This is a genomic window from Stenotrophomonas sp. MH181796 (genome assembly GCF_009659995.1).
GTDB lineage: Bacteria > Pseudomonadota > Gammaproteobacteria > Xanthomonadales > Xanthomonadaceae > Stenotrophomonas > Stenotrophomonas riyadhensis.
The window spans coordinates 329,093-352,912 of sequence record NZ_RAHU01000004.1 but is presented as its reverse complement, the minus strand read 5'-3'; the positions used below and the strand labels follow the sequence as shown (position 1 = coordinate 352,912).

Genomic DNA, 23,820 nt, shown 5'->3' with positions numbered 1-23,820 from the left:
TGTGGTGCCCTTGCCGTCACTGAATGCCCTGCCTCTTCACACGAATCCGGCCACCCGCCGTCGTCGCAGCATCGGCCGAACTTTCATCTTCTTTAACCGGAAGGCCGCCGATGTCGACGGCACCGGCCGGGGGAATGGACTAGAATGGCGCCGCGCGACCCGTCCCCCTGCACCGACGACGTCGCTTTTTTTGTTTTGGGACCCTACCGTTCACTGGCCGTTCGCTGCAGTTCGCCGCTGATCGCGCCATCGGAGACGCCATGCTATTCGAAACCCTCGCCACCACCGGCCACGAACAGGTGGTGTTCTGCCACAACCACGACGCCGGCCTGAAGGCGATCATCGCCATCCACAACACCACCCTCGGCCCGGCCCTGGGCGGCGTGCGCATGCGCCCCTACGCCAGCACCGACGAGGCGCTGGCCGATGCGCTGCGGCTGAGCCGGACGATGACCTACAAGAATGCACTGGCCGGCCTCAACGTGGGTGGCGGCAAGGCGGTGATCATCGGCGACCCCAAAGTGGACAAGACCGAGGTGCTGTTCCGTGCCTTCGGCCGCTATGTCGATTCGCTGGGCGGGCGCTACATCACCGCCGAGGACGTCGGAACCGACGTCAACGACATGGAGAACATCTACCTGGAAAGCCAGTTCGTGACCGGCGTGCACCAGGTCCATGGTGGCTCCGGCGATCCCGCCCCGTTCACCGCCTACGGTGCGCTGCAGGCACTGATGGCGTCGATGCGCTTCAAGTTCGGCCATGAGGAAGTGGGCAAGACCAGCATCGCCGTGCAGGGCCTGGGCCACATCGGCATGGAACTGGTGAAACTGCTGCGCGACCGCGGTGCCAAGCTGTACGTCACCGACCTGGACAGCGCGCTGGTTGATCGCGCGGTCAGCGATTTCGGCGCCGAAGCGGTCAAACCGGATGAGATCCACGAGGTGAACGCCGACGTGTTCGCACCGTGCGCGCTGGAAGGTGCGATCAACGCCGACACGCTGCCGCGGATCAAGGCGAAGATCATCTGCGGCACCGCCAACAACCAGCTGTCGAGCCTGGAAATCGGCGACGAGCTGCATGCGCGCGGCATCCTGTATGCGCCGGACTATGCAGTCAACGCCGGTGGCGTGATGAACGTGTCGCTGGAGATCGATGGTTACAACCGCGAACGCGCAATGCGCCTGATCCGCAGCATCTACCACAACCTCACCCGCATCTTCGAACTGTCGCAGCGCGAGAACATCGCGCCGCAGCGTGCCGCCGACCGCATCGCCGAAAGCCGCATCCTGTCGATCGGCAAGCTGAAGATGCCGCTGGGCCGCAGCACCCCGCGCCTGGGCAACCTGCGCGGCGGTTGAACCTGCCGATGTCGCGCCGGGCATGACCCGGCGCGAGCCGTCCTTCAGAAGCCGGTGCTGTAGCGCAAGGCGGCCTGCCGCGCACCTTCGCCACCAACGCGCTGGTCGAAGCCCAGGCTCAGGCGCCCATTGCGGCCCCACCACGATTCCAGCGCCACGCCGATCAGCGCACTGCCGCGCGGCGCGTTCCAGCCCGCCAACGGCGCCCAGGCATCGACGCCGACGAAGCTGGCCTGCCAGTCCGCATCCGCACCATCAAGCCGTTGCTGCCATTCGGCATGCCCACGCAGCGTCCAACGCCCCCAACCGCGCTCGCCGCGGATACCGGCCAGCATCTGGCTGCGCTGCACGCGGTTGGCATCGCCCCGCAGGCCGAAACCAAAGCCGCCGAGTTCATTGAAGGCGTCGGTCTCCACACGCGTGGTGCTGGCACCGACGTAGGGCGTCATCGATGCGCCCGCACGCCCCAGCCGGTACCCGCCCTCCACGCTGGCACTGCTGAAACGGCCGCCGTACCGCGCGGAGACGCCATAGGCACCCGCACCGAGCAGCAGCTGACGATCCAGCGCGCGGGTGAACTGTCCGCTACCCACCTGGGCCAGCGCGTAGCCACGTCCCAGATTCCAGCCGGCATACAACTGTGCCTGCGCCTGGCGATCACGCCCACGATCACCGCCGAAACTGCTGCCACCAGTGCTGCGGGTCTCGCCAAACGCCACGCCCATCAGGCCGTTGCTGCCCAGTGGCAGATCCTGGCCGGCCATCCAGCCCCGGCTGTCGGCAGCGTTGCCGGCGAAGCTGCCCTGCCCCGCCTCACCCAGCGCGCTCTGCCAGCTCCCGCGCAGGCGCGGTGCGGCCTGTACACGATCAAAGCGCTCGGCGATCGCACGCCGCGACATGTCGATACTGTCGAAGGTCGCTGCTTCGGCTCGCGCATGCGCTTGACCGGACAGGCTCTGCAGGCTGGCGGCCAGGCCCTGCGGGCCACCGCCGGTCCACTGCAGGGCACCGGCCGCTGCACCAAAGGCCGATCCCTGCAGGCCTGCGTTTTTGTCCAGCGCTGCGAATGCACCCTCCAGGCGCTGTGCTGCCGCCTGGGCGGACGCCCCCAGCCCGCTGGCCGCTGCAGTGACGCTGACCTGGGTCAGGTTCAACCACGCATTGTTGCTGTCATAGCCATAGCTGCTCTGCAGCAGTGACAGGCCCTGCAGGCCGCTGGAGGTAGCCGGCGTACTGAAGGTGCCGCTGAGTCCGCCTGCCGCATGGATCAGGTCCTGCCGGCTGCCGTTCTGTGGCACGTAGCCGGAAACGAAGCCATGCACGCGCACGCCACCGTCGATGGCGGCATTGCCGGTGACCTGCAGCGCATTGGCGCCCAGTGCGATCATCAACTGTGCGCCGGCCTGCTGGGTGTAGTTGCCCTCGATGGTGCCGGTGGTGTTGCCGGTGGTGAGGAATACGCTGCTGCCGTTGACCACATTGCCGATCACGCGGGGCGTGCCGCCATTGAACTGCAGGCCGGTCGAATCCGGATCGGACTGGCCGAGGATGGTCACGTTGGAACGGATCACGCCACCGTTCTGCAGCGACAGGATGCCGCGTTCGATGCGGGTGGCACCGGTGTAGCTGTTGTTGCCGGCCAGCACCAGGGTGCCCCCGCCCTGCTTGACCAGCCCGCCGCTGCCGACGATATCGTTGCGCCACGCCGAGCCGGTCGAGGCCAGATCCACGTTGGCGACCACATCACCCCAGTCGAAACGACCCGGACCGTTGATCGCACGACCGATGTCGAGCAGGCCGTAGCCGAACACCGGATCCACGCCCGGCGCGCCGATATCCTTGGCGGTGCCCAGCAGGGTCTGCCGGACCAGGTCATTGTTGAAATACGGGAAGCGCTGCCAGACCAGGGCCGCCGCACCGGAAACCAACGGCGCAGCGAAGGATGTGCCGTAGTTCCAGTAGTAGCTGCCACCGTTGGCATCCGGATAGACCGCGCTGCCCGGCGCTGCCAGGCAGTAGCGGGCAGCCTGGCCGCAGGCATTTGCATAGCTGGCCAGTGCTCCGGGCGTATAGGGATCCACTGCCGTGGCCACCAGCCAACCGCGCTCCAGATCAGCAGCCGGAAGCGTGCCGGCCACGCCCTGCTGGCTGGGCAGCGCGGCCAGGCTGCTCGGCTCGCTGCGGCCATCATTGCCGGCCGCGAACACCACCAGCCCACCGTGGTTGATCACGAACGGCCGGTACTCGGCGGCCACCTGCGCGGTGGTCGGCAGGTCGGTCCAGTACAGGCCGCCCCACGAGTTGTTCATCACCTTCACGTTGTAATTGATCAGGTCCTGGTGGACCTGGGCCACGCCCAGCGGGCCGCTGAAGGCATTGCCCTTGCCACTGCCGTCATCGGCCGGCGGTTTGTCGGAAATGATCCGTGCCGACACGATCTGCGCGCCCGGCGCGATGCCGCCCGGCCAGGACCCTACCGCCGCACCGGCAGCAAGGCTGGCGACGGTAGTGCCATGCCCGACCACGTCGTCGACGCCCAGGTTGTTTTTGGCCGGATCAATGTAATTGAGGTTGGCGAGCACCCGGCCGTTCAGGGCCACCGCATTGCGCTGCACGCCCGAATCGACGATGCCGATGCGCACACCCTGTCCGGTCAGGCCGGCGGCCTGTGCGGCGCGCGCGTTGGTGACTGACAGATGCGCATCGAAGGCCGGCTCCTGCGGCTTGGCCGGCGGTGGCGTGGTGGGAGGCGGCGTGGTCGGCGGCGGAGGCGTGGTCGGCGGCGGATCGACACGCACATTGCTGCCGCCCCCACCGCCACCACAGGCCGTCAGCGCCACCGCCAGCGCGGTTCCCAGGGCAGACCTCACCATCATCGTGCGTTCCATCGATTCCTTCCCATGAACGTTGTCCTGCCTTCATCCCGGCAGGCGTGCGGCCGCGCCCAGCGGCGGCCCTCCCCGACCCTCTATACTTGGGCCGACCCCCACGCAGTCTGCCGGGAAACCGGGGCACATCCAACGGCCCCCGGTCTCCTTTCCGAACATTGCTTACGCATCAACGAGATTGCCATGTCCAACATCGTCATCGCCGCCGCCAAGCGCACCGCCATCGGCTCCTTCCTCGGCCAGTTCAACGGCGTGCCGACCCCGACCCTCGGCGCGGCCGCCATCGCTGCCGCCCTGGAACAGTCGGGCATCCCGGCCAGCGACGTTTCCGAAGTCCTCATGGGCTGCGTGCTGCCGGCCAACCTCGGCCAGGCGCCCGCCCGCCAGGCGGCGATCGCTGCCGGCATCCCGCTGTCGACCGGTGCCACCACGCTGAACAAGGTGTGCGGCTCGGGCATGAAGACCATCATGCTCGGTCATGACCTGATCAAGGCCGGTTCGGCCAGCATCGTGGTCGCCGGCGGCATGGAATCGATGTCCAACGCGCCGCACATGCTGCCGAACTCGCGCACCGGCAACCGCTTCGGCAACTTCCAGGCGGTCGATCACATGGCCCACGATGGCCTGGTCAACGCTTATGACGGCAAGGCGATGGGTGAATTCGCCGAATGCGCCGTGGACAAATACCAGTTCAGCCGCGAAGAGCAGGACGCCTACGCCATCGAATCGGTCAAGCGTGCCCAGGCCGCGCAGGCCAACGGTGCATTCGCCGATGAAATCGTCGCGGTGAAGGTCGCCACCCGCAAGGGTGAGGTCGAAGTCACCACCGACGAGCAGCCCGGCCGCTCGGACATTGCCAAGATCCCGACCCTGCGCCCGGCCTTCAAGAAGGACGGCAGCGTCACCGCCGCCAGTTCCTCCAGTATCTCCGACGGCGCCGCCGCGGTGGTCCTGCTGACCGAGGAAGATGCGGCCGCACGCGGCATCACCCCGCTGGCGCGCATCGTCGGCCATGCCACCCATTCGCAGGAACCGGAATGGTTCACCACCGCGCCGATCGGCGCACTGCACACGTTGCTGGAGAAGACCGGCTGGTCGCTGGACCAGGTCGACCTGTTCGAAATCAACGAAGCCTTCGCCGTGGTGGCGATGGCGCCGATGCGCGAACTGGGCATTCCGCATGACAAGCTCAACGTGAATGGCGGTGCCTGCGCACTGGGCCATCCGATCGGCGCCTCCGGTGCACGTCTGGTGGTGACCCTGGTCAACGCCCTGCGCACGCGCGGTGGCAAGCGCGGCATTGCCACCCTGTGCATCGGTGGCGGCGAAGCAACCGCAATCGCCATCGAATTGATTTAAAAAGATTTAACGATGGTTTCGCAAAAATGAATGCGGGATCGCTTGACACCCAATCTTGGCTTGTCATCATGTTGTCGGCGCGCAGCATGCGCGTTGCCTAATTCTAACGACGAGGATTCACACAATGAGCATCAACAAGCTGCTGGTCGCGATGTCCCTGGCTCTGGCCCTGGCCGCCTGCTCGAAGCAGGAAGCTGCCCAGGACGCCGCTGCTTCGGCCAACGAAGCCGCCACCGAAGCCCAGGCTGCTGCCGACCAGGCCGCCGCTGCTGGCGCCCAGACCGCCGACGCTGCCCAGCAGGCCGCTGACACCGCCGCCACCGCTGCTGACGCTTCGGTTGACGCTGCTGCCCAGGCTGGCGCTGCTGCCACCGACGCCGCTGCCGGCGCCGCTGCTGACGCTGCCAAGGCTGCTGAAGGCACCGCTGAGAAGGCCAAGGACGCTGCTGAAGAAGCCAAGAAGTAATAACTTCTTTCTTCACGCTGTTCTGGAAAAGCCGCTGGTTCGCCAGCGGCTTTTTCTTTTGTCGAATGCGCGCGACTGAGTCGCTGCATCGCGACCCCGTCTTCACAACGGCATGAATAGGCTGGCGTCCCCATCCATTGCAGTACCGGAGACCGCCATGAAGATTCGTCCGATCACCACCACCCTGCTGGCCGCCTCCCTGCTGCTGGCCCTGGCCGCCTGCAAGGGCCCGGAAGCCGAACAGGCCAAGCAGGACGCGCAGCAGGCCGCCGACAGCGCTGGCGCTGCCGCCCGTGACGCCGTGGACAAGGCCGCCGAAGCCACCCGCGACGCCGCCGACAAGACCGCAGCCGCCTCCGAGCAGGCCGCTGCCGATACCCAGCAGGCGCTGGACAAGGCTGCAGACGCCACTGCCAACGCTGCCGACAAGGCCAAGGACGCGGCAACCGACGCCGCCGCACATGCCAGCGACGCCACCGCCAACGCCGCACAGAAGGTCGCCGACAAGGCCCGCGATGTCGCCAATGACGCCAAGGCGACCGCCGCCAAGGAAGAAGCCAAGCACTAAGCCCTACCGGCAGCCGAGCATGGCCTCGGCGCTACAGGAAAAGCCGCGGCACTGCCGCGGCTTTTCTGCTTTTCGCTTTTCGCCTTTTCTGTTGATTCCGTGGTGTGCGCCCACGGAAATTGTCCGCGGCCGCGCGGGTGGGTTGCGCAGGGGCGTGAGCCGCATGGATGCGGCGATCGAGCTTACATGGACGTACTTGCAGCGCCCCCTGCGCAACCCACCCGCGCGGCCCGCTCACGACGCAGACTCCGCGCCGCCCACCACGAGGGGCTCCGCCGTTGGCCGCCTCCTACGGCAGCGCCCGCGCCAGCATCGCCGTCAGCTCCAACCCCGCCGGCAGCGTCCCGAACGCCAGGCCGTGCTCCCCTTCCAGCCGGCTACGCACGAACGCCTCCGCCATCGGGCTGCGCGCACGCAGCAGCACTGCCGCCTGCAGCAGCAGCGCAGTACGCTCGCAGAACAGCCGCGCCTGCGATTCTTCCGGTGGCGGCGCCGATGCCCAGCGCTGCAATGCCGCTGCGTAGCGCGCATCACGGTCAGCCACCGCCGCCAGCTCATCGCGCAGCACCGCCAGCGCTTCCGGCTCACGGGCCAGCGCGCGCAGCACGTCCAGGCACTGGATGTTGCCGCTGCCCTCCCAGATCGAATTCAACGGTGCCTGCCGGTACAGCCGCGGCAGCATCGACTCCTCCACGTAGCCCGCCCCACCCAGGCATTCCTGCGCTTCATTGACGAATGCCGGCGCACGCTTGCACAGCCAGTACTTCCCGAGCGCCGTCCCCACCCGTGCCAACGCAGCTTCGTTGGCGTCCACACCGGCATGATCCACCGCGCGTGCGATGCGCATCGACAGCACCGTGGCCGCCTCCGACTCCAGCGCCAGGTCGGCGAGCACGTTGGTCATCAACGGGTGTTCGACCAGCAGCTTGCCGAAGGTGCGGCGATGGCGTGCATGGTGCAGTGCCTGCGCCAATGCCATGCGCATTTCCGCCGCCGCACCCAGCATGCAGTCCAGGCGGGTCATCATCACCATGCCGATGATGGTGGCCACGCCGCGCCCCTCTTCGCCTACGCGCCATGCCTGCGCGCCGCAGAACTCGACCTCGCTGGAGGCGTTGGCCCAATCGCCGAGCTTGTCCTTCAGCCGCATCAGCCGGAACGCATTGCGGTCACCATCGGCCAGCCGGCGCGGCATCAACAGGCAGGTCAGGCCTCCCGGCGCTTGTGCCAACACCAGGAAGCCGTCGCACATCGGTGCGGAGAAAAACCACTTGTGGCCGACCAGCCGATAGCGTTCGCCATCGATCGGTTCGGCACGCGTGCTGTTGGCCCGCACATCGGAACCGCCCTGCTTTTCGGTCATGCCCATACCCAGGGTGATGCCGGCCTTGTCCGCCACCGGTACATCGCGCGGGTCATAGACCGGTGCGGCGGCCTTGCGTGTCCACGCTGCGAGATGCGGTTGAGACTGCAGCACCGCCACCGCGGCATGGGTCATGGTCAATGGGCAGCTGGTACCGGCCTCCGCCTGGTGGTGCAGGTAGCTCAGCGCCGCACGCGCGACGTGTGCGCCGGGCTGCGGCTCGTGCCAGGACAATCCAGCGACACCGTGCGATTTCGCCGTTCCCATCAACTGGTGATAGGCCGGATGGAACTCCACCGTATCGATGCGATGGCCCTGCGCGTCATGCGTGCGCAGGCGCGGGCGATCACGGTTGGCGTCGAAGCCGATCCGGTACAGCTCATCGCCGGCCAGCGCGCCGTACACCGCCAGCCGTGGCGCGAAGCTGGCGGCCCCTTCGCGTTGCACGGCGTCCATCAACGCCACGTCGTCGGTCCACAGCTGGTGGCCGGCAAACGGCGGCGGCTGGTTGAGCACCACGTGGGTTTCATAGGGCGCGTTGCTGCTGAAGCTGGGTCCACTCATCCGGTCCATCCTGGCGGCAAGAGGTGTGCGGTTCGATTGTGCCGCATCGCCTGCCAAGCCCGCGTTCAGGCCGGTTCTCACCCCGTGCACGAGCGGCAGGCCACAGTGATCGCATGGCAGTCAACGACGATCTGGTGGTGCTGCGCCCGGAAGGGCTGTACTGCGCCGCCGGCGATTTCCACATCGATCCCTGGCGACCGGTAGCGCGCGCGGTCATCACCCATGGTCATGGCGATCACGCGCGCCCAGGCATGGGCGAATACCACTGCAGCGACGGCAGCCTGCCGATCCTGCGCTGGCGTCTTGGCGATGTGCCGTTGCAGGCGCATGCGGAGGGCGTACCGTTCCGCCTGGGCCAGGTGCAGGTATCCCTGCATCCGGCCGGTCACGTCCTCGGCTCTTCGCAGGTGCGCATCGACGACGGGCGGCAGGTCTGGGTGGCCTCCGGCGACTACAAGCGCCAGCCTGATCCAACCTGTGCGCCATTTGAAGTAGTGCCCTGCGATACCTTCATCACCGAAGCCACCTTCGCCCTGCCGATCTACCGCTGGCCGGACACCCCGGCGGTCGCTGCGGAGATCGTGGCGTGGCGCCGCGAATGCGAACAACGCGGCGAGGCCGCGATCCTGCTGTGCTACGCACTGGGCAAGGCGCAGCGGGTGCTGGCCGAGCTGCTGCCGCTGGATGATCGCCCGGCGTGGCTGCACGGCGCCATCGCCAATGGCGTCGCGGTCTACCGGCAGGCCGGCGTGCCGATGCTGGAGACGCTCACCGTCGCCGAACAGGGCCGTCAGCCCGATGCCGCCGGCCAGCTGATCCTCGCACCACCCTCGGCCGCCGGCACACCGTGGATGCGCCGCTTCGGCCGCCACCAGCTGGGCTTTGCCTCGGGCTGGATGCAGCTGCGCGGCAACCGGCGTCGCCGCAACGTCGATCGTGGCTTCGTCATTTCCGATCACGCCGATTGGCCTGCGCTGCTGCAGACCATTGAACAGACCGGTGCGCAGCGGGTGATCGCCACCCATGGCAATACCGATGCGTTGATTCCCTTCCTGCGTGAGCGCGGCGTGGCGGCCGAAGCCTTCCGTACCGATTTCGGGAGCGAGGAATGAAGGCCTTCGCAGCGCTCTACCAGCGCTTGGACCGCAGCACCGCCACGCTGGACAAGCGTGCCGCACTGGTCGACTACTTCCGCCAGGCGCGCGCGCACGACGCTGCATGGGCGCTGTACCTGCTCAGCGGTGGCAAGGTGGGCGGCGCACGCCGCAGGATCGCTGCCAGCGGCGAACTGCGCGCCTGGATTGCCGAAGAATCCGGCTTGCCCCCGTGGTTGGTGGAAGACAGCTATGCGCAGGTGGGCGACCTGGCCGAAACGCTGACCCTGCTGCTGGACGATCCATCCCAGCCGGCCGCCGACCGCCCGTTGGCTGATTGGATCGAACAGCATCTGCTGGCCGTGGCCAATCAACCCGAAGCAGTACGCCACGCGGCGATAGTCACCGGCTGGCAGCAGCTGTGCAGCAGCGAACGCCTGGTGTTCAACAAGCTGCTGACCGGCGCCCTGCGCGTTGGCGTCTCGCAGCGACTGGTGCAGCAGGCACTGGCCGAATGGTCCGGCCTGGACATCGCACGCATCGCCCAGCGCATGCTCGGCGAGTGGGTACCCTCGCCCGGGCTGCTGGCTCAGCTGCTGTCACCGGACGAGCTGCCATCCGACCGCCAGCAGCCCTACCCGTTCTTCCTCGCCTCCCCCCTGGAAGGCGGCCCTGCCGAACGCCTCGGCCCGATCGATGACTGGCTGCTGGAATGGAAATGGGATGGCATCCGCCTGCAGCTGCTGCGTCGGCATGGCGAAGTCGCGCTGTGGTCACGCGGCGAGGAACGGCTGGATGGCCGCTTCCCCGAAATCGAGCAGGCAGCGATGGCGCTGCCGGAGGGCTGCGTGCTGGACGGCGAATTGCTGGCCTGGGACGAGAGCACCGAGCTGCCGCGCGCCTTCACCGCGCTGCAGACCCGCATCCAGCGCCGCAAGCCTGGTGCGGCCACCCTGCGCAACACGCCGGTGCGCGTGCTCGCCTATGACCTGCTTGAACTCGATGGCGTGGACCTGCGCGAGCGTCCGTTGCGGGAACGGCGTGCACGGCTCGCCGCGGTCATCGGCGCCCTGGATGATGCGCGGATCCAGCTGTCACCCGACGTTGCCGCCGACGACTGGCTGCAGGCGGCGGCGATGCGCGACGCAGCACGCGAACGCGGCGTGGAAGGACTGATGCTGAAACGGCGCGCCTCGCCCTACCAGGCCGGGCGACGCCGCGGTGACTGGTGGAAATGGAAGGTCGATCCGCTCACGATCGATGCGGTGCTCTTGTATGCACAGGCCGGCCATGGGCGACGCAGCACCCTGTATACCGACTACACCTTCGGCGTCTGGGACGGCGACACGCTGGTACCGGTGGCCAAGGCCTACTCGGGCCTGGATGACAAGGAGATCCTCGCGCTCGATCGCTGGATCCGCGCCAACACCCGCGAGCGCTTCGGTCCGGTGCGCAGCGTACGCGCCGAACAGGTCTTCGAACTGGGCTTCGAGGCGGTCAATCGCAGCAGCCGACACAAGTCCGGCATCGCCGTGCGCTTTCCACGCATCCTGCGCTGGCGCCACGACAAGCCGGCCAGCGAGGCCGACCAGCTGGCCACCCTGCAGGCGCTGGCGCGATGAACCGCAGCCAGGCACTGCGCCGGCTGGAAGGCTGGTTCGCGTCGAAAGGCTGGCGCTCACTGCCGTTCCAGCGCGCGATGTGGCGGCACTATCTCGCCGGCGGCTCCGGGTTGCTGCACACGCCGACCGGCAGCGGCAAGACACTGGCCATGTTCGGTGGCCCGCTGCTGCAGGCCATGATCGACCCACCGCCGTCACCCCGCCGCGCCAGCGCGGTACGCCCGCTGCAGGTGCTGTGGGTGACGCCCCTGCGCGCGTTGGCCAGCGACACCGCGCGCGCACTGCAGGCGGTGATCGACGGGCTGGGACTGGGCTGGCGTGTCGGCCTGCGCAGTGGTGATGCCAACAACCGCGAACGACGACAGGCGCGCGAGGGGCGCATCGACGTACTGGTCACCACGCCGGAATCACTGGCGCTGCTGCTGAGCTACCCGGATACGCTGCCGCGCATGCGCCAGCTGCGTTGCGTGGTGGTGGACGAGTGGCACGAGTTGTTGGGCAACAAGCGCGGCGTCCTGCTGCAGTTGAATCTTGCGGTGTTGCGCGATGCTGCACCTGCATTGCAGCTGTGGGGGCTGTCGGCCACGCTGGGCAATCTGGATGAGGCGCGCGACGTGCTGCTGCCCGGACAGCCCGACGCGGCGATCGTGCAGGGCGTGCGCCCGCGCGCGATCAGCGTGCGCAGCCTGCTGCCGGACCCTGGCGAACGTTTCCCATGGGCCGGGCATCTCGGCCTGGCGCAGCTGCCACGCGTGCTGGAAGAACTGATGCAGGCGCGCAGCAGCCTGCTGTTCACCAATACGCGTGCACAGGCCGAGTTGTGGCACCAGGCACTGGCGGCGGTCTGGCCGGAAGACCCGGCTACGCTGGCGCTGCATCACGGCTCGCTGGATCCGGCGCTGCGCCAGCAGGTGGAAGACGGACTGCGCGCCGGCGCACTGCGCTGCGTCGTTGCCACCTCCAGCCTCGACCTCGGCGTGGACTTCCCAGAGGTTGAGCAGGTACTGCAGCTGGGCAGCCCGAAGGGCGTGGCCCGCCTGCGCCAACGCGCTGGACGTGCGCGTCACCGCCCGGGCGCCAGCGGTTCCATCCTGTGCGTGCCCAGCCATGCACTGGAACTGGCCGAATACGCCGCGGTGCGCCGTGCGTTGGCCGAAGGCGTGGTCGAAGCGCGCAGGCCGCCGACGCTGCCGCTGGATGTGCTGGCCCAGCATGCGGTCAGCCGCGCGCTGGCGGGCGGCTTCGACAGCGCCGCGCTGCTGGCGCAGGTACGGCGTACCCATGCCTTCGCGTCTCTGGGCGACGATCAATGGCAGGCCGTGCTCACGTTCATCGTGCAGGGCGGCCAAGCGCTGGCCCAGTATCCCGATTTCCACAAGGTCATGCGTGATGCCGATGGCCACTACCGCATGCACGACCGCCGGCAGGCACTGCGGCACCGGTTGTCTATCGGCACCATCAGCAGCGATGGCAGCGTGCGCGTGCAGTTCCTGCGCGGCGGCAGCCTGGGCGCCGTAGAAGAACAGTTCGCCAGCCGCCTGCGCCGTGGCGATCGCTTCCAGTTCGCCGGGCGCCTGCTGGAACTGGTGCAGCTGCGTGACATGACCGCCTTCGTGCGACTGGCGCGTGGACGCGGCAACGGCGTCGTGCCGCGCTGGCAGGGCGGCCAGCTGCCGTTGTCAACGGCGCTCGGCCGCGAACTGGAGTGGGTCCTGTCCGGTGCCGACGACAGCGCCGAATCACGCTGGCTGGCTCCGCTGTTGGCTCTGCAGGAACAGGTGTCCGCACGCCCCGGGCCGGACCATCTGCTGGTGGAAGACGTGCGGCGCCGCGACGGCCAGTTCCTGTTCGTCTATCCGTTTGCCGGCCGCCACGTTCACGAGGCACTGGCCGCGCTGCTGGCGCTGCGGCTCACGCGCCGGCAGCGCAACAGCATCGGCTATGCAGTGAACGACCACGGCCTGGTGCTGGCCCCGGCGCAGACGGTCGATCTGGAGGCGCAGCAGTGGCGGGTGCTGTTCACTGCTGATCAACTGCTCGACGATCTGCGTGCGGCGGTGAACCTGGGCGAGCTGGCGCGACGCCAGTTCCGAGGCATCGCACGCGTAGCGGGCCTGCTGGTTCCGAGCCTGCCCGGTGGCATGCCGCGTTCGCTGCGCCAGCTGCAGGCCTCGGCCGGCCTGCTGTACGACGTACTGCGCGAGCATGATCGCGACCACCTGCTGCTGGCGTTGGCCGAGCACGAGGCCCTGCACGACAACCTGGACCTTCCCGGACTGCAGCAGGTACTGGAACGGATCGGCACGCAATCGCTGTCGGTGCAGCGCCCTGCATCGCTCACGCCGCTGGGCTTTCCACTATGGGCAGAGCGGCTGCGCGGGCAGTTCAGCAACGAAGACTGGCGCACCCGCGTGCAGCGCGCCGCACTACAGCTGGAACGCCGCCATGGCCGATGAACTGCCGCTGCTGCTGGCCAGCGAGCCGCTGACGCTGCTTGGCTCGCGTGCGCTGTACTGGCCCGCACGGCAGGCACTGCTGATCGCTGACCTGCACCTGGGCAAGGCCGATGTGTTCCGCCGTTCCGGCATCGCGCTGCCCGGTGGCGGCACCCGCGGCGACCTGCAGCGCCTGCAGTCACTGCTGGATGCGCACACCTCTCGCGAACTCTGGATCCTGGGCGACATCCTGCATGGGCCGGTCCATCGCGCCGCGTGGTACCAGCAGTGGCTGGCATGGCGCGAACGCAATGCCACGTTGGATGTGCATGTGCTGCGCGGCAATCACGACCGGCAGCTACCGCATGCGCAGCTGCAGGTACAGATCCACGATGAGGTACGACTGCCGCCGTTCCTGCTTCGCCATGAGCCGATGCCCGATGCGGCATTGCACGTGATCGCAGGTCATCTGCATCCGCAGATCGCCTTGCCACCGTTGCGGCGACGCTTCCCTGCATTCTGGTTGCGCGAGCGCACGATGATCCTGCCGGCGTTCTCCACGTTCACCGCTGGAATCGTGCCTGCACCTGCCCACGGCGAGCGGATGATCGCGTGTGTGGAGGGGGGCCTGGTGGAACTGCCCGTGCGTTGAATCAGGCCGGGCGGACGCCCAGCACCGGCATCAGGCGGAAGTCGGGCGAGTCATCGTCACGCCGCCGCGGCAGGGCCTGGATGGCCACCAGCATTTCCTGCGCACAGGCCCGGATGCGTGCGTGATGCTCGGGCGATGCATGACTGATCAGGCTGCCGACATGGAATTCGAATACGTCCTCCAGTACGTCGGGCTGGTCCTCGTGCAGCATCTGCAGCAGACCGCGCAGCTTGCAGATTTCCGATTCCAGCTCCTCGACCGCGAACAACATGGCGTCCTCCTCTTCAACTTCAGCGGCTCATCCGGGCCGCAGCAGGCCGCAACGGCGGCGCCACCCGGGCCACGCGCGATGTTGATCACGGAAAGGAAAACGGGCGACGCGGCTGTCGCGTGCTCCCCTCTTCTCGCATATCCGCAGTGAGGCAACCGTTAATTCACGTGACGGCGAGCTTCACGCGCCGGCAGTTGCGGTGATGATGCGGGGCGGTTCGGCGGTCGTCGCCAACGCGTCGATGAAGGCCGGATCCAGTGCCAGCGAGCCGAACCAGCCGTGCTGCGTGCCACTGAGCACGCGCAGCATGTGGCCACGACCACCCGGCAGGCGCCCCATCGGCCCGAGCAGTACATCACGTGCCTTCGCCCATGCATCACGATCGGACTGGAACAACGGCGTCAGCCAGCGGCTCCAGCGCTGATAGACCGCCACATGAGCGCGTCGCTGCGCCTGGTAGGCCTGCAGCGCGACCGTGCTGCCGCCATAGGTGCGCACCGCATCGCGCAGCGCCAGCGCATCCAACAGCGCCATGTTCACCCCCTGCCCCAGCTGCGGGCTCATCGCATGCGCGGCATCACCGGCCAGTACCATGCGGCCCTGATGCCAACGCGTCATCACTGCGTCGCGATAGATCGCGCGCGCCATCTGGCCGGGGTCGCGCAGATGGGCGAAGCGTGCAGCGGCCTGCGGCCACAGCGCGTGCAGCTCCTCCAACCAGGCTGGCATGCCATCGCTCTGCCAACGCTCGAAGTCGGAACGTGGCAGGCTCCAGAAGAAACTCAGGCGCGGCGTGTCATCACCGGGGCGCGTGCCGACGGGCAGCAGCCCGATCATCTTGCGCGCGGCCACGTAACGCTGCCGCAGCTCCTGCACGTGCGGCCAGTCCTCGGCCGGCAGCAGGCACCACAGCGCCCCCCACGGATACACGCGGTCCAGCCCGGCACCGCCGGCGATCGTGCCGCGCAGCGTCGACGCGGCGCCATCGGCGACCACCACCAGGTCGAACGGGCCATGCGTGCGCCCGTCGCTGTCGCGCAGACGGCCGTGTTCGGCATCCACCTCGGTAATGGTGGTACCGGCATGCAGCTGGCCCTCGCCTGCACGCGCCTCGTCCAACAGCGAGAACAAGGCCCCGCGCTGCATGCCCAGGCCGTGCAGGCGCGCATCCAGTCCCTCGTAGCGCATGTCCATCACCGCGCGCTCGCACGGCGTGTCGCCATACAGGCGGTGCACCGGCGCGGCATGTGCGCGCACGGAATCAAGCAGGCCCATCTGCCACAGTACCTGCAGGCCGCTGGGCTGCAGCAGGAAGCCGGCACCCACCGGCCCCGGCGTGGGCACGCGTTCGAAGATCTCCACCTCGTGGCCGTCACGGGTGAGCAGGATGGCCACTGCCTGGCCAGCGGTGCCGTAGCCGATCACGGCGATGCGCAGTCGTTCCGTCATGGCCGCATTGTGCCCGACGCGGGTGGATCGCGAGCGGGTCGCGGGCAATCCGCGCAAAAAAAACCCCGCCGGAGCGGGGTTTTCAACGCACTGTCGAGTGGATCACTCGGCCGGCGTGATGTTCGAAGCCTGGGCACCCTTCGGGCCCTGGGTCACGTCATAGGTGACACGCTGGCCTTCCTGCAGGCTGCGGAAGCCCTTGGAGTTGATGGCGGAGAAGTGCGCGAACACGTCGGCGCTGCCATCCTCCGGCGAGATGAAGCCAAATCCCTTGGCGTCGTTGAACCACTTGACGGTACCGTTCGGCATGGTGATGCGAGACCTTATGCAATGAATGGGTGGTGTACGCTGAACCCGCGCACAAGCTGAGTATGCAAAGCTTGCTCGGGGAAGACAATCACCCCCGCGCCAATTCGCCCACCAGTTCCGGAAGTCCGTTGCTTGCCGCCTGCACGTTGGCCAGTACTTCGGCCATCGTAATCTCCTCGCCATCACCGCAGCCGGCGGCCCAGTTGGCGATGATCGCCAGGCAGGCGTAATCCAGCCCCAGCTCCCGCGCCAGCGCGGCTTCCGGCATGCCGGTCATGCCCACCAGATCGCAACCGTCGCGGCGCATGCGGGCGATTTCGGCGATGGTTTCCAGGCGCGGCCCCTGCGTTGCGCCATAGCAGCCACCGTCGTGGACCGTGACACCGGTCACTTTGGCTGCCGCCAGGATCTTGCTGCGCAGCATCGGCGTGTACGGATGGCCGAAATCGACGTGGACCACGTCGGTGCCTTCTTCTTCACAGATCGTGCTGATGCGGCCCCAGGTGTAGTCGATGATCTGGTCCGGGCAGGCCAGCACGCGCGGACCGAAGTTCTCGGTGATGCCACCCACCGTGTTCAACGCCAGCACCCGCTGCGCGCCCAGCTGCTGCAGCGCGGCCAGGTTGGCGCGGTAGTTGATCTTGTGCGGCGGCAGCGAATGGCCTTCGCCATGCCGCGCCAGGAACGCCACGCGATGGCCGAGCAGCGTGCCCACGCGCACCGGGCCGGACGGACGGCCGAAGCGGGTGTCGATTTCGTGGGTCTGCACGTCGTCAAGCTTGGCCAGGTTGTAGACACCGGTACCGCCGATCACGGCCAGGGCGATCTGTTGCATTCGAAGCACTCCATGAAAAGACGAACGCCGGCACCCGAGGATGCCGGCGGCAGAGGAAGACGCGCTGCGGGCGGCTTCGCCGTTATTCCTTCATCGCGTAGATGGCCGGCACGCAGCGCAGGGTTTCGTTGACGTCCATGCCGAAGCCGAACACGTAACGGTCCGGCAGTTCGATGCCGGCGTAGTCGGCAGTCACGTCCGGCAGCGCGCGGTCATGCTTCTTCACCGTCATCGCGGCGATGCGCACGTCGGTCGCGCCTTGTTCCAGGCACCAGGTGCGCACGCCCTGCAGGGTGTAACCCTCGTCGAGGATATCGTCGACCAGCAGCACGCGGCGGCCGAACAGCGAGGTGGCCGGCTTGTGCTTCCAGACCAGGTCGCCGCCGGTGGTTTCACCGCGGTAGCGGGTGGCGTGCAGGTAATCGAACTGCACGTCCTGGCCGCGCGCGCCCAGCTCCAGCGCCAGCTGGCCGGCGAACGGCAGTGCACCGTGCATGATGGACAGGAACAGCGGCACCTCGCCCTTGTAATCGCGCGCGATGGCGTCGGCGATACCAGCGATGGCCTTGTCGATGGTGGGGCGGTCGACCAGCAGGTCAGCCTGGGCCAGGGCCTGGGAAATGGTGAGGTTGGGCATCAGACGGTTCTTCCAAGGGTTTCAAGCAAATGGGATTGGGTGTCGCCATGGCGGGCATCGGCCAGCAGGCCATCCCAGCCGAGTGCGCCGCGGCCAAGCAGGCCCAGCAGCGCAGCAGTATTGAGGGAGCGCCCCTGCACCGCGTGCAGGGCTTCATCGACCAGTTCCGGGTGGCAGACCAGCACCACGTCGCAGCCGGCATCCAGATGCGCGTGCACGCGCGCCGGCACACCGCCCGCACTGTGCGAGGCGGCCATGCCGATGTCATCGGAGAACACCACGCCGCGGAACCCGAGCTCGCCGCGCAGGATGTCCTGGATCCAGCGCGGCGAATAGCCGGCCGGTTCCGGTGCCACCTGCGGATAGATCACGTGCGCCATCATCACCGCGTCGGCACCGGCGGCGATGCCGGCCTGGAACGGGACCAGGTCCTGCGCGCGCAGCTCGTCCAGCGCACGCGGGTCGATCGCGGTATCCACGTGGGTATCTTCCAGCACGGTGCCATGGCCGGGGAAATGCTTGAGCGTGGCGGCCATGCCGACCGCATGCATGCCGCGCACGTAGGCGGCGGTGAACGCGGCCACCACCTGCGGGTCTTCACTGAAGGCGCGGTTGCCAATGGCGCGGTTGCCACGGCCAAGGTCGACCACCGGCGCGAAGCTCAGGTCCAGGCCACTGGCGCGCACTTCGCTGGCCATCAGCCAGGCGTGCTGCTCGGCCAGCGTCAGCGCCTGCTGCGGGTCGGTGGCGTACAGCGCCCCGATGTCCTGCAGCGGCGGCAGCTCGCTGTAGCCCTCGCGGAAACGCTGCACGCGACCGCCTTCCTGGTCCACGCAGATCAGCTGCGGGCGCGGCGCGGCGGCGCGGATCGCCGCGCTCAGATCGGTTACCTGCTGGCGCGAAGCGAAGTTGCGCTTGAACAGCACCACCCCGGCCACGGCATCGTGCTGCAGCCAGTCACGTTCCTGGGCAGTCAGTTCAGTGCCGGCAACGCCGATCAGCAGCATGGTCGATCTCCACAACGCGCGCCCGCATGGCGCAGTGCCGCATTGTCGCAGAACCGGCCGACAGGCGCAGTGGTCAGAAAAAGGGGACGGAGGGGATTAAGACGTATCCAGCCCACGGGGCCGATTGCGGCTTAATCCCCTCCGTCCCCTTTTCGGGTGCGATCAGACCTTGCAGCCGTCCGGGCCGCAGGCCTCGTCTCCGTCAGCCGAAGCTGCCGGGGCACCCTGTTCGGCCGCGATCTGGCGCAGGGCGTTGGCGAAGGCCTCGGGGGGCTGCGCCCCGGAAATGGCCCACTTCCCATCGATGACGAAGGTCGGCACCGAAGAAACGCCCAATGCGTGGGCCTGCGCCAGCTTCGCTTCAACCTCGGCCAGGCCGCGGTCGGAGGCCAGCATCTGGGTGATTTCGCCTGCGTCGAGCCCCCCCGTCACGCCCGCCTTGATCAGCACCGCGCTGTCCGCCAGGTTCTGACCAAGCTCGAAGTGGGCGCGGAACAGCGCCTCCCCGACCGCGTCCTGCACGCCGTGCTGGCCGGCCAGCCACAGCACCCGGTGCGCCGGCAGCGTGGTCACCCGCACCTGGCCCCGGCTGAAGTCCATCGGCAGGCCTTCCGCACGCGCCGTGGTCTGGGTCTGGCCGAGGATCTGCTCGGTGCGCTCGACGCCACCGAACTTGCGCACATAAGCCTCGCGCAGCGGCACCGGGGTGTCGTCCGCGTCCGGATCCAGCTGGAACGGCTGCCAGTGGATATCGAGTTCAGGCGCATTGGCGCCCAGCAACTGCACACCCTGCTGGAAACGATGCTTGCCGATCCAGCACCAGGGGCAGACCACGTCGGAGTAGATGTCGATTCTCATCCACACGACATGGGGCCCCTCCCCCACGATAAAAGGGGACGGAGGGGATTAAGTCGTTTTCAGCACAGGCGGGGTAAAGACGACTTAATCCCCTCCGTCCCCTTTTTTTGGGGGTTCACCACTGTGAATAGGGGTGGCTGGCGAGGGCGACGTTGTAGTAGCGGGCGTCGTCGGTGACTTCCGCGCCGGCCCAGTCTGGTAGGTCGATCGCCTGCTCGGCGCTGTCCAGTTCGACTTCGGCCACGATCAGGCCGGCGTTGTCGCCGAGGAACTCGTCCACTTCCCAGGTCAGGCCGGCGTGCTCGACCAGATGGCGGCGCTTGTCGATCAGGCCACCCACGCACAGCGCCAGCAGCGCGCGCGCGTCCTCCACCGGAATCGGGTAATCGAATTCCTGCCGGGTGTGGCCGATGGTGCGCGACTTCAGGTTCAGCGCCGCATGGTCGCCCTCGATACGCACGCGCACCGAGGCGTTCTGGGTGCCGCGATCCAGCGCGCCCATGTCGTTGATGTAGCCCTGCGCCATCGGGATCACCCGGTGCGCAGCGGATCGCCAGCCATCGTTGATGACCAGGAATTTGCGTTCGATTTCAATGCCCATGGCGCGATTATGCGCCATGGGTGATGACAGACGCTCAGCGCTTCTTGAACACCGCGATGCTTTCCACGTGCGCGGTGTGCGGGAACATGTCCATGGCACCGGCGCTGACCAGGGTGAAGCCCTGCTCATTGACCAGATAGCCGGCATCGCGCGCCAGCGAGCCCGGGTGGCAGCTGACATAGACGATGCGCTTGAACTGCTTCAGCGGCAGCTGCTGCAGCACCTCGATCGCGCCCGAGCGCGGCGGGTCCAGCAGCAGCTTGTCGAAGCCCTGGCGCATCCACGCGGTGCTGCGCTGGTCCTGGGTCAGGTCGGCACTGAAGAACTGGGCATTGGCCAGGCCATTGCGCTCGGCATTCTCACGGGCACGCGCGACAAGGCCGGCATCACCTTCCACGCCGACCACTTCGCGCACACGGCGGGCCAGCGGCAGGGTGAAATTGCCCAGGCCGCAGAACAGATCCAGCACACGCTCGTCCTCACCCGGCTCAAGCAGGTCCAGGGCGTGGGCAATCATCTTCTCGTTGAGCTTGGCGTTGACCTGGATGAAGTCCAGCGGGCGGAACGCCAGCTCGACGTCCCACGGCGCCAGCCGGAACGACAGCGGCACGCCCTGCCCGTCCAGCGGCTGCACGGTGTCCACGCCACCGGACTGCAGGTAGATCACGAAGCCATGCTGCTGGCCGAAATCGGCCCAGGCCGCACGGTCGGCATCACTCAGCGGCTGCAGATGGCGCACGGTCAGGACCACGGCCTGGTCACCGGCAATGAATTCGATCTGCGGAATGTCACGCTTGCCATCGAGCGACTCGATGAAGGTGGACAGCGCCTCGACCTTGGTGCCGATCTCGGGGATCACGGTCAGGCACTGGCTGAGGTCGGCGACGAAGCGCGGATCCTGTTCACGGAAGCCGACCAGGGTCTTGTCCTTCTTCTCGACCCGGCGCACCGAGAAGCGGCCCTTGCGGCGGTAACCCCAGCTCTCGCCGACCAGCGGCGCCAGCACGGTGCCCGGCTTCACGTGGCCGATCCGCTCCAGGTTGTCCATCAGCACGCGCTGCTTGGCGACAATCTGCTGGTCTTCGTCCAGGTGCTGCAGCACGCAGCCAGCGCAGGTACCGAAGTGCGGACACTTCGGAGTCACGCGCTGCGGCGAGGCCTGCAGCACCTCCACTGTGCGTGCCTCGTCGAAATGTCGGCTGCGGGCGGTCTGTTCCGCCATGACCACCTCACCCGGCAGGGCGCCGCTGATGAAGGTGACCTTGCCGCCCTCACCTTCACGGCGGGCGACGCCGCGACCATCATGGCTGAGGTCGAGGATCTCGGTCTGGAACGGGGTACGGTCGATGCGGGAGCGGGATCGGGCCACGTGGCAACAGGCTGCGGGCAAAAATGGGGGCGTATTGTCGCAGATCCTGACTGGCAGGATCGGGACCCGCTTGCGCCCGCCGCCGCTGTGCTTGATGATTGGGCCAGCTGACATGGAGGCAGCCCTGATGCAGATGACCCCGCGGGCCAGCCGGCCTCGCTTCCTGCTTGTCGAGGACGACATCATCAGCCGCGGTTTTTTCAAGGCGGCGTTGGAAACGTTACCGGCGGACGTGGATACCGCAGATTCCCTGGCCAGTGCGCTGGCGAGCGCGGAACCCGGCGCGCATGACCTGTGGCTGATCGACGTCAACCTACCCGACGGCAATGGCGCGCAGCTGCTGCGCCAATTGCGCCGTTCACACCCTGATACTCCCGCGTTGGCGCATACCGCCGACGGCGACACCTCCATTCATGCCCGGCTGCGCGAAGCCGGGTTCAGCGACACCCTGGTCAAACCCCTCGGCCGCGACCAGCTGTTGAAGGCCGTGCGCCGCGCGCTGGTCAACAGCCCGGCGGGGATCGTCATGGCACAGGCGCCAGCGGCGGTCGAGCTGCAGGTGCAGGACTGGGACGAGACTGCGGCATTGGCCGCGCTCAACGGTCAGCGCAACCACCTGATCGCCCTGCGCGAGCTGTTCTTGGCCGAGCTGCCGGGCGTACGCGATGCGGTCGAGCAGGCGGTGGACCAGCACGACGAGCGGCAGCTGCGCAGCCAATTGCACCGGTTGCAGGCAAGCTGCGGCTTCGTGGGCGCGGCACGTTTGGCCCGTGCGGTGCGCCAGTTGCATCATGCGCCGGAGTCCGGGCAGGCCCAGGCGGGGTTCCGCGACGCGGTGGCTGCCCTGCTGCATTGAGGGGTGTTCGGCAGGGCTGCGCCCTGCACCTGCCGAGGCTTTCAAGCCAGAACAACACCAAAGGCCAGAGCCAGATCGGCTCTGGCTTTCTGCTTGTTGGGCGGGGCGGTGTGGATTGGCAGGACACGCCGTAAACCCGTCCCTGGGGGCTCGATGGCGCCATCCATGGCGCCAACGGTCCTGCCAACCCACATCGCCCCACCCCCGACAGATTCCCGGTGACGGCTGGTAGATCCACGCCATGCGTGGATGAATTTCTGTCAGATATCGAAATTCAAACTGGGGTCGGATCCGTTTTCCTTCGGAAAACGGATCCGACCCCATGTCGTTCCGACAGCTCGCGGAAAACTGTCGAAGGCGGGGTGGGTCCGGTTGCGGGAGTGTCCGCGGCATGGATGCCGCGGCCAAGCCCCCAGGGACGGGTTTACGGCGACTCCCGCAACCGGACCCACCCCGCCCACCCACGGACAGCCAGCTTCTGCCGTTGACGTTGATTCGGCACGTGCAGGGCTGCAAGCCCTGCCGAAGCCCCCCCTACCTGCGGGGCGCGAGCTGCTCGAGCATTTCCCAGGACTTCAGGCCGCGCGGCCCCAGGTGATGGGCCAACACCCGCCGCATCGGCAGGCGCAGGCTGGCCAGGTCGGCAGCATCGGGCTCTTCGTCGGCGGCCAGCGCCAGCAACGCAGAACCCGTCGCGGCCGCCCGGCGCTCCCCACCGCGCTCACTGAGCAGGCGTTGCGCGCCTTCCTGCGGATCCAGTTCGTAGCGTGCCGCAGGATCGATCGGCTGGCCATCGCTGGCGCTGTCCAGATCGAATCCCAGGCCCAGCGCGGACAGCAGCTCGCGTTCAAACCGGCGCAGGGTCCAGGCCAGGCCCGCCCCCACTCCCAGCCGCGCGCGTGCCTCGCCGTAGGCCAGGTACAGCTCCGGCAGCGGGTCCTGGCGCGGGGCCAGGCGCAGGGTCAGCTCACTCAGGTAGAAGCCGGCCAGCATCGCCTGGCCGACCAGGCGCGGGGCCGCGTCCAGTGCCTCGGCGCCGCGCAGCTGGGCAAGCTCGCCACGTTGCTGGGCACTGAAGCGGATCCACTGCAGCGGTTGCAGGGCGGCGCGCAGCACCTGGCCCTTGGCAGTGGACACGCCACGCGCGAGCAGGCCGATACGGCCATGCTGCGCGCTCAACACTTCGACCAGCAGGCTGGTCTCGCGATAGGCCCGTGCATGCAGCACGAAGCCGGTGTCGTCCTCGATCAGCATCGAAG

21 protein-coding genes are annotated in these 23,820 nt (G+C 67.7%); 9 read left to right on the top strand and 12 right to left on the bottom strand.

What is annotated here, in order from left to right:
* The first annotated feature begins 260 nt into the window (after positions 1-260).
* Entirely contained in the window at positions 261-1,358 is a 1,098-nt protein-coding gene (locus D5301_RS11855; protein WP_010482852.1) for a Glu/Leu/Phe/Val dehydrogenase dimerization domain-containing protein, read from the top strand.
* Between the two features lie 44 nt (positions 1,359-1,402).
* Here the strand turns inward: D5301_RS11855 and D5301_RS11850 are convergent, their stop codons facing one another.
* Positions 1,403-4,246, bottom strand: coding sequence for an autotransporter serine protease (locus D5301_RS11850; protein WP_153855779.1), 2,844 nt, complete (start codon positions 4,244-4,246; stop codon positions 1,403-1,405).
* 183 nt (positions 4,247-4,429) lie between these two features.
* Between D5301_RS11850 and D5301_RS11845 the strand changes: the two genes are divergently transcribed.
* The 3 genes from D5301_RS11845 (at position 4,430) to D5301_RS11835 (ending at position 6,639) form a co-directional block, all read left to right on the top strand.
* On the top strand, positions 4,430-5,605 hold the full coding sequence (locus D5301_RS11845; RefSeq protein WP_153855778.1) for a thiolase family protein: 1,176 nt from the start codon (positions 4,430-4,432) through the stop codon (positions 5,603-5,605).
* 124 nt (positions 5,606-5,729) lie between these two features.
* A complete protein-coding gene (locus D5301_RS11840; RefSeq protein WP_004153024.1) occupies positions 5,730-6,071 on the top strand; it encodes a hypothetical protein in 342 nt (113 codons plus the stop codon).
* 157 nt (positions 6,072-6,228) lie between these two features.
* On the top strand, positions 6,229-6,639 hold the full coding sequence (locus D5301_RS11835; protein ID WP_153855777.1) for a hypothetical protein: 411 nt from the start codon (positions 6,229-6,231) through the stop codon (positions 6,637-6,639).
* 289 nt (positions 6,640-6,928) lie between these two features.
* On the opposite strand, the gene D5301_RS11830 is transcribed toward D5301_RS11835, so the two are convergent.
* Positions 6,929-8,566 (bottom strand): acyl-CoA dehydrogenase family protein, encoded by a 1,638-nt coding sequence (locus tag D5301_RS11830; protein WP_153855776.1) that lies wholly within the window; start codon positions 8,564-8,566, stop codon positions 6,929-6,931.
* Between the two features lie 113 nt (positions 8,567-8,679).
* Here D5301_RS11830 and D5301_RS11825 point away from each other — a divergent pair, with 113 nt between their 5' ends.
* The 4 genes from D5301_RS11825 to pdeM are packed head-to-tail and all read left to right on the top strand — an operon-like array spanning position 8,680 to position 14,369.
* Positions 8,680-9,678 carry a ligase-associated DNA damage response exonuclease gene (locus D5301_RS11825; protein ID WP_153855775.1) on the top strand — a complete coding sequence of 333 codons (999 nt, stop codon included), beginning with the start codon at positions 8,680-8,682 and terminating at the stop codon, positions 9,676-9,678.
* Entirely contained in the window at positions 9,675-11,282 is a 1,608-nt protein-coding gene (locus tag D5301_RS11820; RefSeq protein WP_153855774.1) for an ATP-dependent DNA ligase, read from the top strand. Before D5301_RS11825 ends, D5301_RS11820 begins: the two co-directional genes overlap by 4 nt.
* Positions 11,279-13,738: a ligase-associated DNA damage response DEXH box helicase gene (locus D5301_RS11815; RefSeq protein ID WP_153855773.1), complete on the top strand. Its 2,460-nt coding sequence runs from the start codon at positions 11,279-11,281 to the stop codon at positions 13,736-13,738. Before D5301_RS11820 ends, D5301_RS11815 begins: the two co-directional genes overlap by 4 nt.
* On the top strand, positions 13,728-14,369 hold the full coding sequence (pdeM, locus tag D5301_RS11810; protein ID WP_153855772.1) for a ligase-associated DNA damage response endonuclease PdeM: 642 nt from the start codon (positions 13,728-13,730) through the stop codon (positions 14,367-14,369). The genes D5301_RS11815 and pdeM overlap by 11 nt, the downstream gene beginning before the upstream one ends.
* 1 nt (position 14,370) lies before the next feature.
* Here pdeM and D5301_RS11805 read toward each other — a convergent pair whose 3' ends face one another.
* The 9 genes from D5301_RS11805 to rlmD all read right to left on the bottom strand — a co-directional run bounded on the left by D5301_RS11805 (position 14,371) and on the right by rlmD (position 21,705).
* The gene (locus D5301_RS11805; protein ID WP_110713117.1) at positions 14,371-14,640 is read right to left on the bottom strand and encodes a hypothetical protein; all 270 of its coding nucleotides are present in this window, start codon (positions 14,638-14,640) and stop codon (positions 14,371-14,373) included.
* A 180-nt stretch (positions 14,641-14,820) separates the two neighbouring features.
* A complete protein-coding gene (locus tag D5301_RS11800; RefSeq protein WP_153855771.1) occupies positions 14,821-16,089 on the bottom strand; it encodes an NAD(P)/FAD-dependent oxidoreductase in 1,269 nt (422 codons plus the stop codon).
* A 102-nt stretch (positions 16,090-16,191) separates the two neighbouring features.
* Positions 16,192-16,398, bottom strand: a complete 207-nt coding sequence (locus D5301_RS11795) for a cold-shock protein (RefSeq protein ID WP_005410590.1) — start codon at positions 16,396-16,398, stop codon at positions 16,192-16,194.
* Positions 16,399-16,486: 88 nt separating this feature from the next.
* Positions 16,487-17,233, bottom strand: coding sequence for an S-methyl-5'-thioinosine phosphorylase (locus D5301_RS11790; protein ID WP_100440440.1), 747 nt, complete (start codon positions 17,231-17,233; stop codon positions 16,487-16,489).
* An 82-nt stretch (positions 17,234-17,315) separates the two neighbouring features.
* On the bottom strand, positions 17,316-17,870 hold the full coding sequence (locus tag D5301_RS11785; protein WP_005410592.1) for a hypoxanthine-guanine phosphoribosyltransferase: 555 nt from the start codon (positions 17,868-17,870) through the stop codon (positions 17,316-17,318).
* Entirely contained in the window at positions 17,870-18,877 is a 1,008-nt protein-coding gene (nagZ, locus tag D5301_RS11780; RefSeq protein WP_153855770.1) for a beta-N-acetylhexosaminidase, read from the bottom strand. Before nagZ ends, D5301_RS11785 begins: the two co-directional genes overlap by 1 nt.
* Positions 18,878-19,039: 162 nt before the next feature.
* On the bottom strand, positions 19,040-19,735 hold the full coding sequence (locus tag D5301_RS11775; RefSeq protein ID WP_153855769.1) for a DsbA family oxidoreductase: 696 nt from the start codon (positions 19,733-19,735) through the stop codon (positions 19,040-19,042).
* A gap of 115 nt (positions 19,736-19,850) precedes the next feature.
* Entirely contained in the window at positions 19,851-20,336 is a 486-nt protein-coding gene (locus tag D5301_RS11770) for a CYTH domain-containing protein (protein ID WP_153855768.1), read from the bottom strand.
* 34 nt (positions 20,337-20,370) lie between these two features.
* Positions 20,371-21,705, bottom strand: a complete 1,335-nt coding sequence (gene rlmD, locus D5301_RS11765; RefSeq protein ID WP_324187312.1) for a 23S rRNA (uracil(1939)-C(5))-methyltransferase RlmD — start codon at positions 21,703-21,705, stop codon at positions 20,371-20,373.
* Between the two features lie 127 nt (positions 21,706-21,832).
* On the opposite strand from rlmD, the gene D5301_RS11760 reads away from it, so the two are divergent.
* Positions 21,833-22,561 carry a response regulator gene (locus tag D5301_RS11760; RefSeq protein ID WP_110714364.1) on the top strand — a complete coding sequence of 243 codons (729 nt, stop codon included), beginning with the start codon at positions 21,833-21,835 and terminating at the stop codon, positions 22,559-22,561.
* Positions 22,562-23,095: 534 nt separating this feature from the next.
* On the opposite strand, the gene recO is transcribed toward D5301_RS11760, so the two are convergent.
* Complete coding sequence (gene recO / locus D5301_RS11755; protein ID WP_110713126.1) at positions 23,096-23,815, bottom strand: DNA repair protein RecO; 720 nt, start codon at positions 23,813-23,815, stop codon at positions 23,096-23,098.
* Positions 23,816-23,820 lie beyond the last annotated feature (5 nt).

What these genes read in the sequence shown, in the direction of transcription:
- D5301_RS11790 (WP_100440440.1), bottom strand. Translation starts at nt 17,233, where the DNA reads ATGCAACAGATCGCCCTGGCCGTGATCGGCGGTACCGGTGTCTACAAC.
- D5301_RS11820 (WP_153855774.1), top strand. Translation starts at nt 9,675, where the DNA reads ATGAAGGCCTTCGCAGCGCTCTACCAGCGCTTGGACCGCAGCACCGCC.
- D5301_RS11825 (WP_153855775.1), top strand. Translation starts at nt 8,680, where the DNA reads ATGGCAGTCAACGACGATCTGGTGGTGCTGCGCCCGGAAGGGCTGTAC.
- D5301_RS11840 (WP_004153024.1), top strand. Translation starts at nt 5,730, where the DNA reads ATGAGCATCAACAAGCTGCTGGTCGCGATGTCCCTGGCTCTGGCCCTG.
- D5301_RS11795 (WP_005410590.1), bottom strand. Translation starts at nt 16,398, where the DNA reads ATGCCGAACGGTACCGTCAAGTGGTTCAACGACGCCAAGGGATTTGGC.
- D5301_RS11830 (WP_153855776.1), bottom strand. Translation starts at nt 8,566, where the DNA reads ATGAGTGGACCCAGCTTCAGCAGCAACGCGCCCTATGAAACCCACGTG.
- D5301_RS11850 (WP_153855779.1), bottom strand. Translation starts at nt 4,246, where the DNA reads ATGGAACGCACGATGATGGTGAGGTCTGCCCTGGGAACCGCGCTGGCG.
- D5301_RS11845 (WP_153855778.1), top strand. Translation starts at nt 4,430, where the DNA reads ATGTCCAACATCGTCATCGCCGCCGCCAAGCGCACCGCCATCGGCTCC.
- D5301_RS11785 (WP_005410592.1), bottom strand. Translation starts at nt 17,870, where the DNA reads ATGCCCAACCTCACCATTTCCCAGGCCCTGGCCCAGGCTGACCTGCTG.
- D5301_RS11775 (WP_153855769.1), bottom strand. Translation starts at nt 19,735, where the DNA reads ATGAGAATCGACATCTACTCCGACGTGGTCTGCCCCTGGTGCTGGATC.
- nagZ (WP_153855770.1), bottom strand. Translation starts at nt 18,877, where the DNA reads ATGCTGCTGATCGGCGTTGCCGGCACTGAACTGACTGCCCAGGAACGT.
- D5301_RS11760 (WP_110714364.1), top strand. Translation starts at nt 21,833, where the DNA reads ATGCAGATGACCCCGCGGGCCAGCCGGCCTCGCTTCCTGCTTGTCGAG.
- D5301_RS11855 (WP_010482852.1), top strand. Translation starts at nt 261, where the DNA reads ATGCTATTCGAAACCCTCGCCACCACCGGCCACGAACAGGTGGTGTTC.
- D5301_RS11805 (WP_110713117.1), bottom strand. Translation starts at nt 14,640, where the DNA reads ATGTTGTTCGCGGTCGAGGAGCTGGAATCGGAAATCTGCAAGCTGCGC.
- D5301_RS11770 (WP_153855768.1), bottom strand. Translation starts at nt 20,336, where the DNA reads ATGGGCATTGAAATCGAACGCAAATTCCTGGTCATCAACGATGGCTGG.
- D5301_RS11800 (WP_153855771.1), bottom strand. Translation starts at nt 16,089, where the DNA reads ATGACGGAACGACTGCGCATCGCCGTGATCGGCTACGGCACCGCTGGC.
- D5301_RS11815 (WP_153855773.1), top strand. Translation starts at nt 11,279, where the DNA reads ATGAACCGCAGCCAGGCACTGCGCCGGCTGGAAGGCTGGTTCGCGTCG.
- recO (WP_110713126.1), bottom strand. Translation starts at nt 23,815, where the DNA reads ATGCTGATCGAGGACGACACCGGCTTCGTGCTGCATGCACGGGCCTAT.
- pdeM (WP_153855772.1), top strand. Translation starts at nt 13,728, where the DNA reads ATGGCCGATGAACTGCCGCTGCTGCTGGCCAGCGAGCCGCTGACGCTG.
- D5301_RS11835 (WP_153855777.1), top strand. Translation starts at nt 6,229, where the DNA reads ATGAAGATTCGTCCGATCACCACCACCCTGCTGGCCGCCTCCCTGCTG.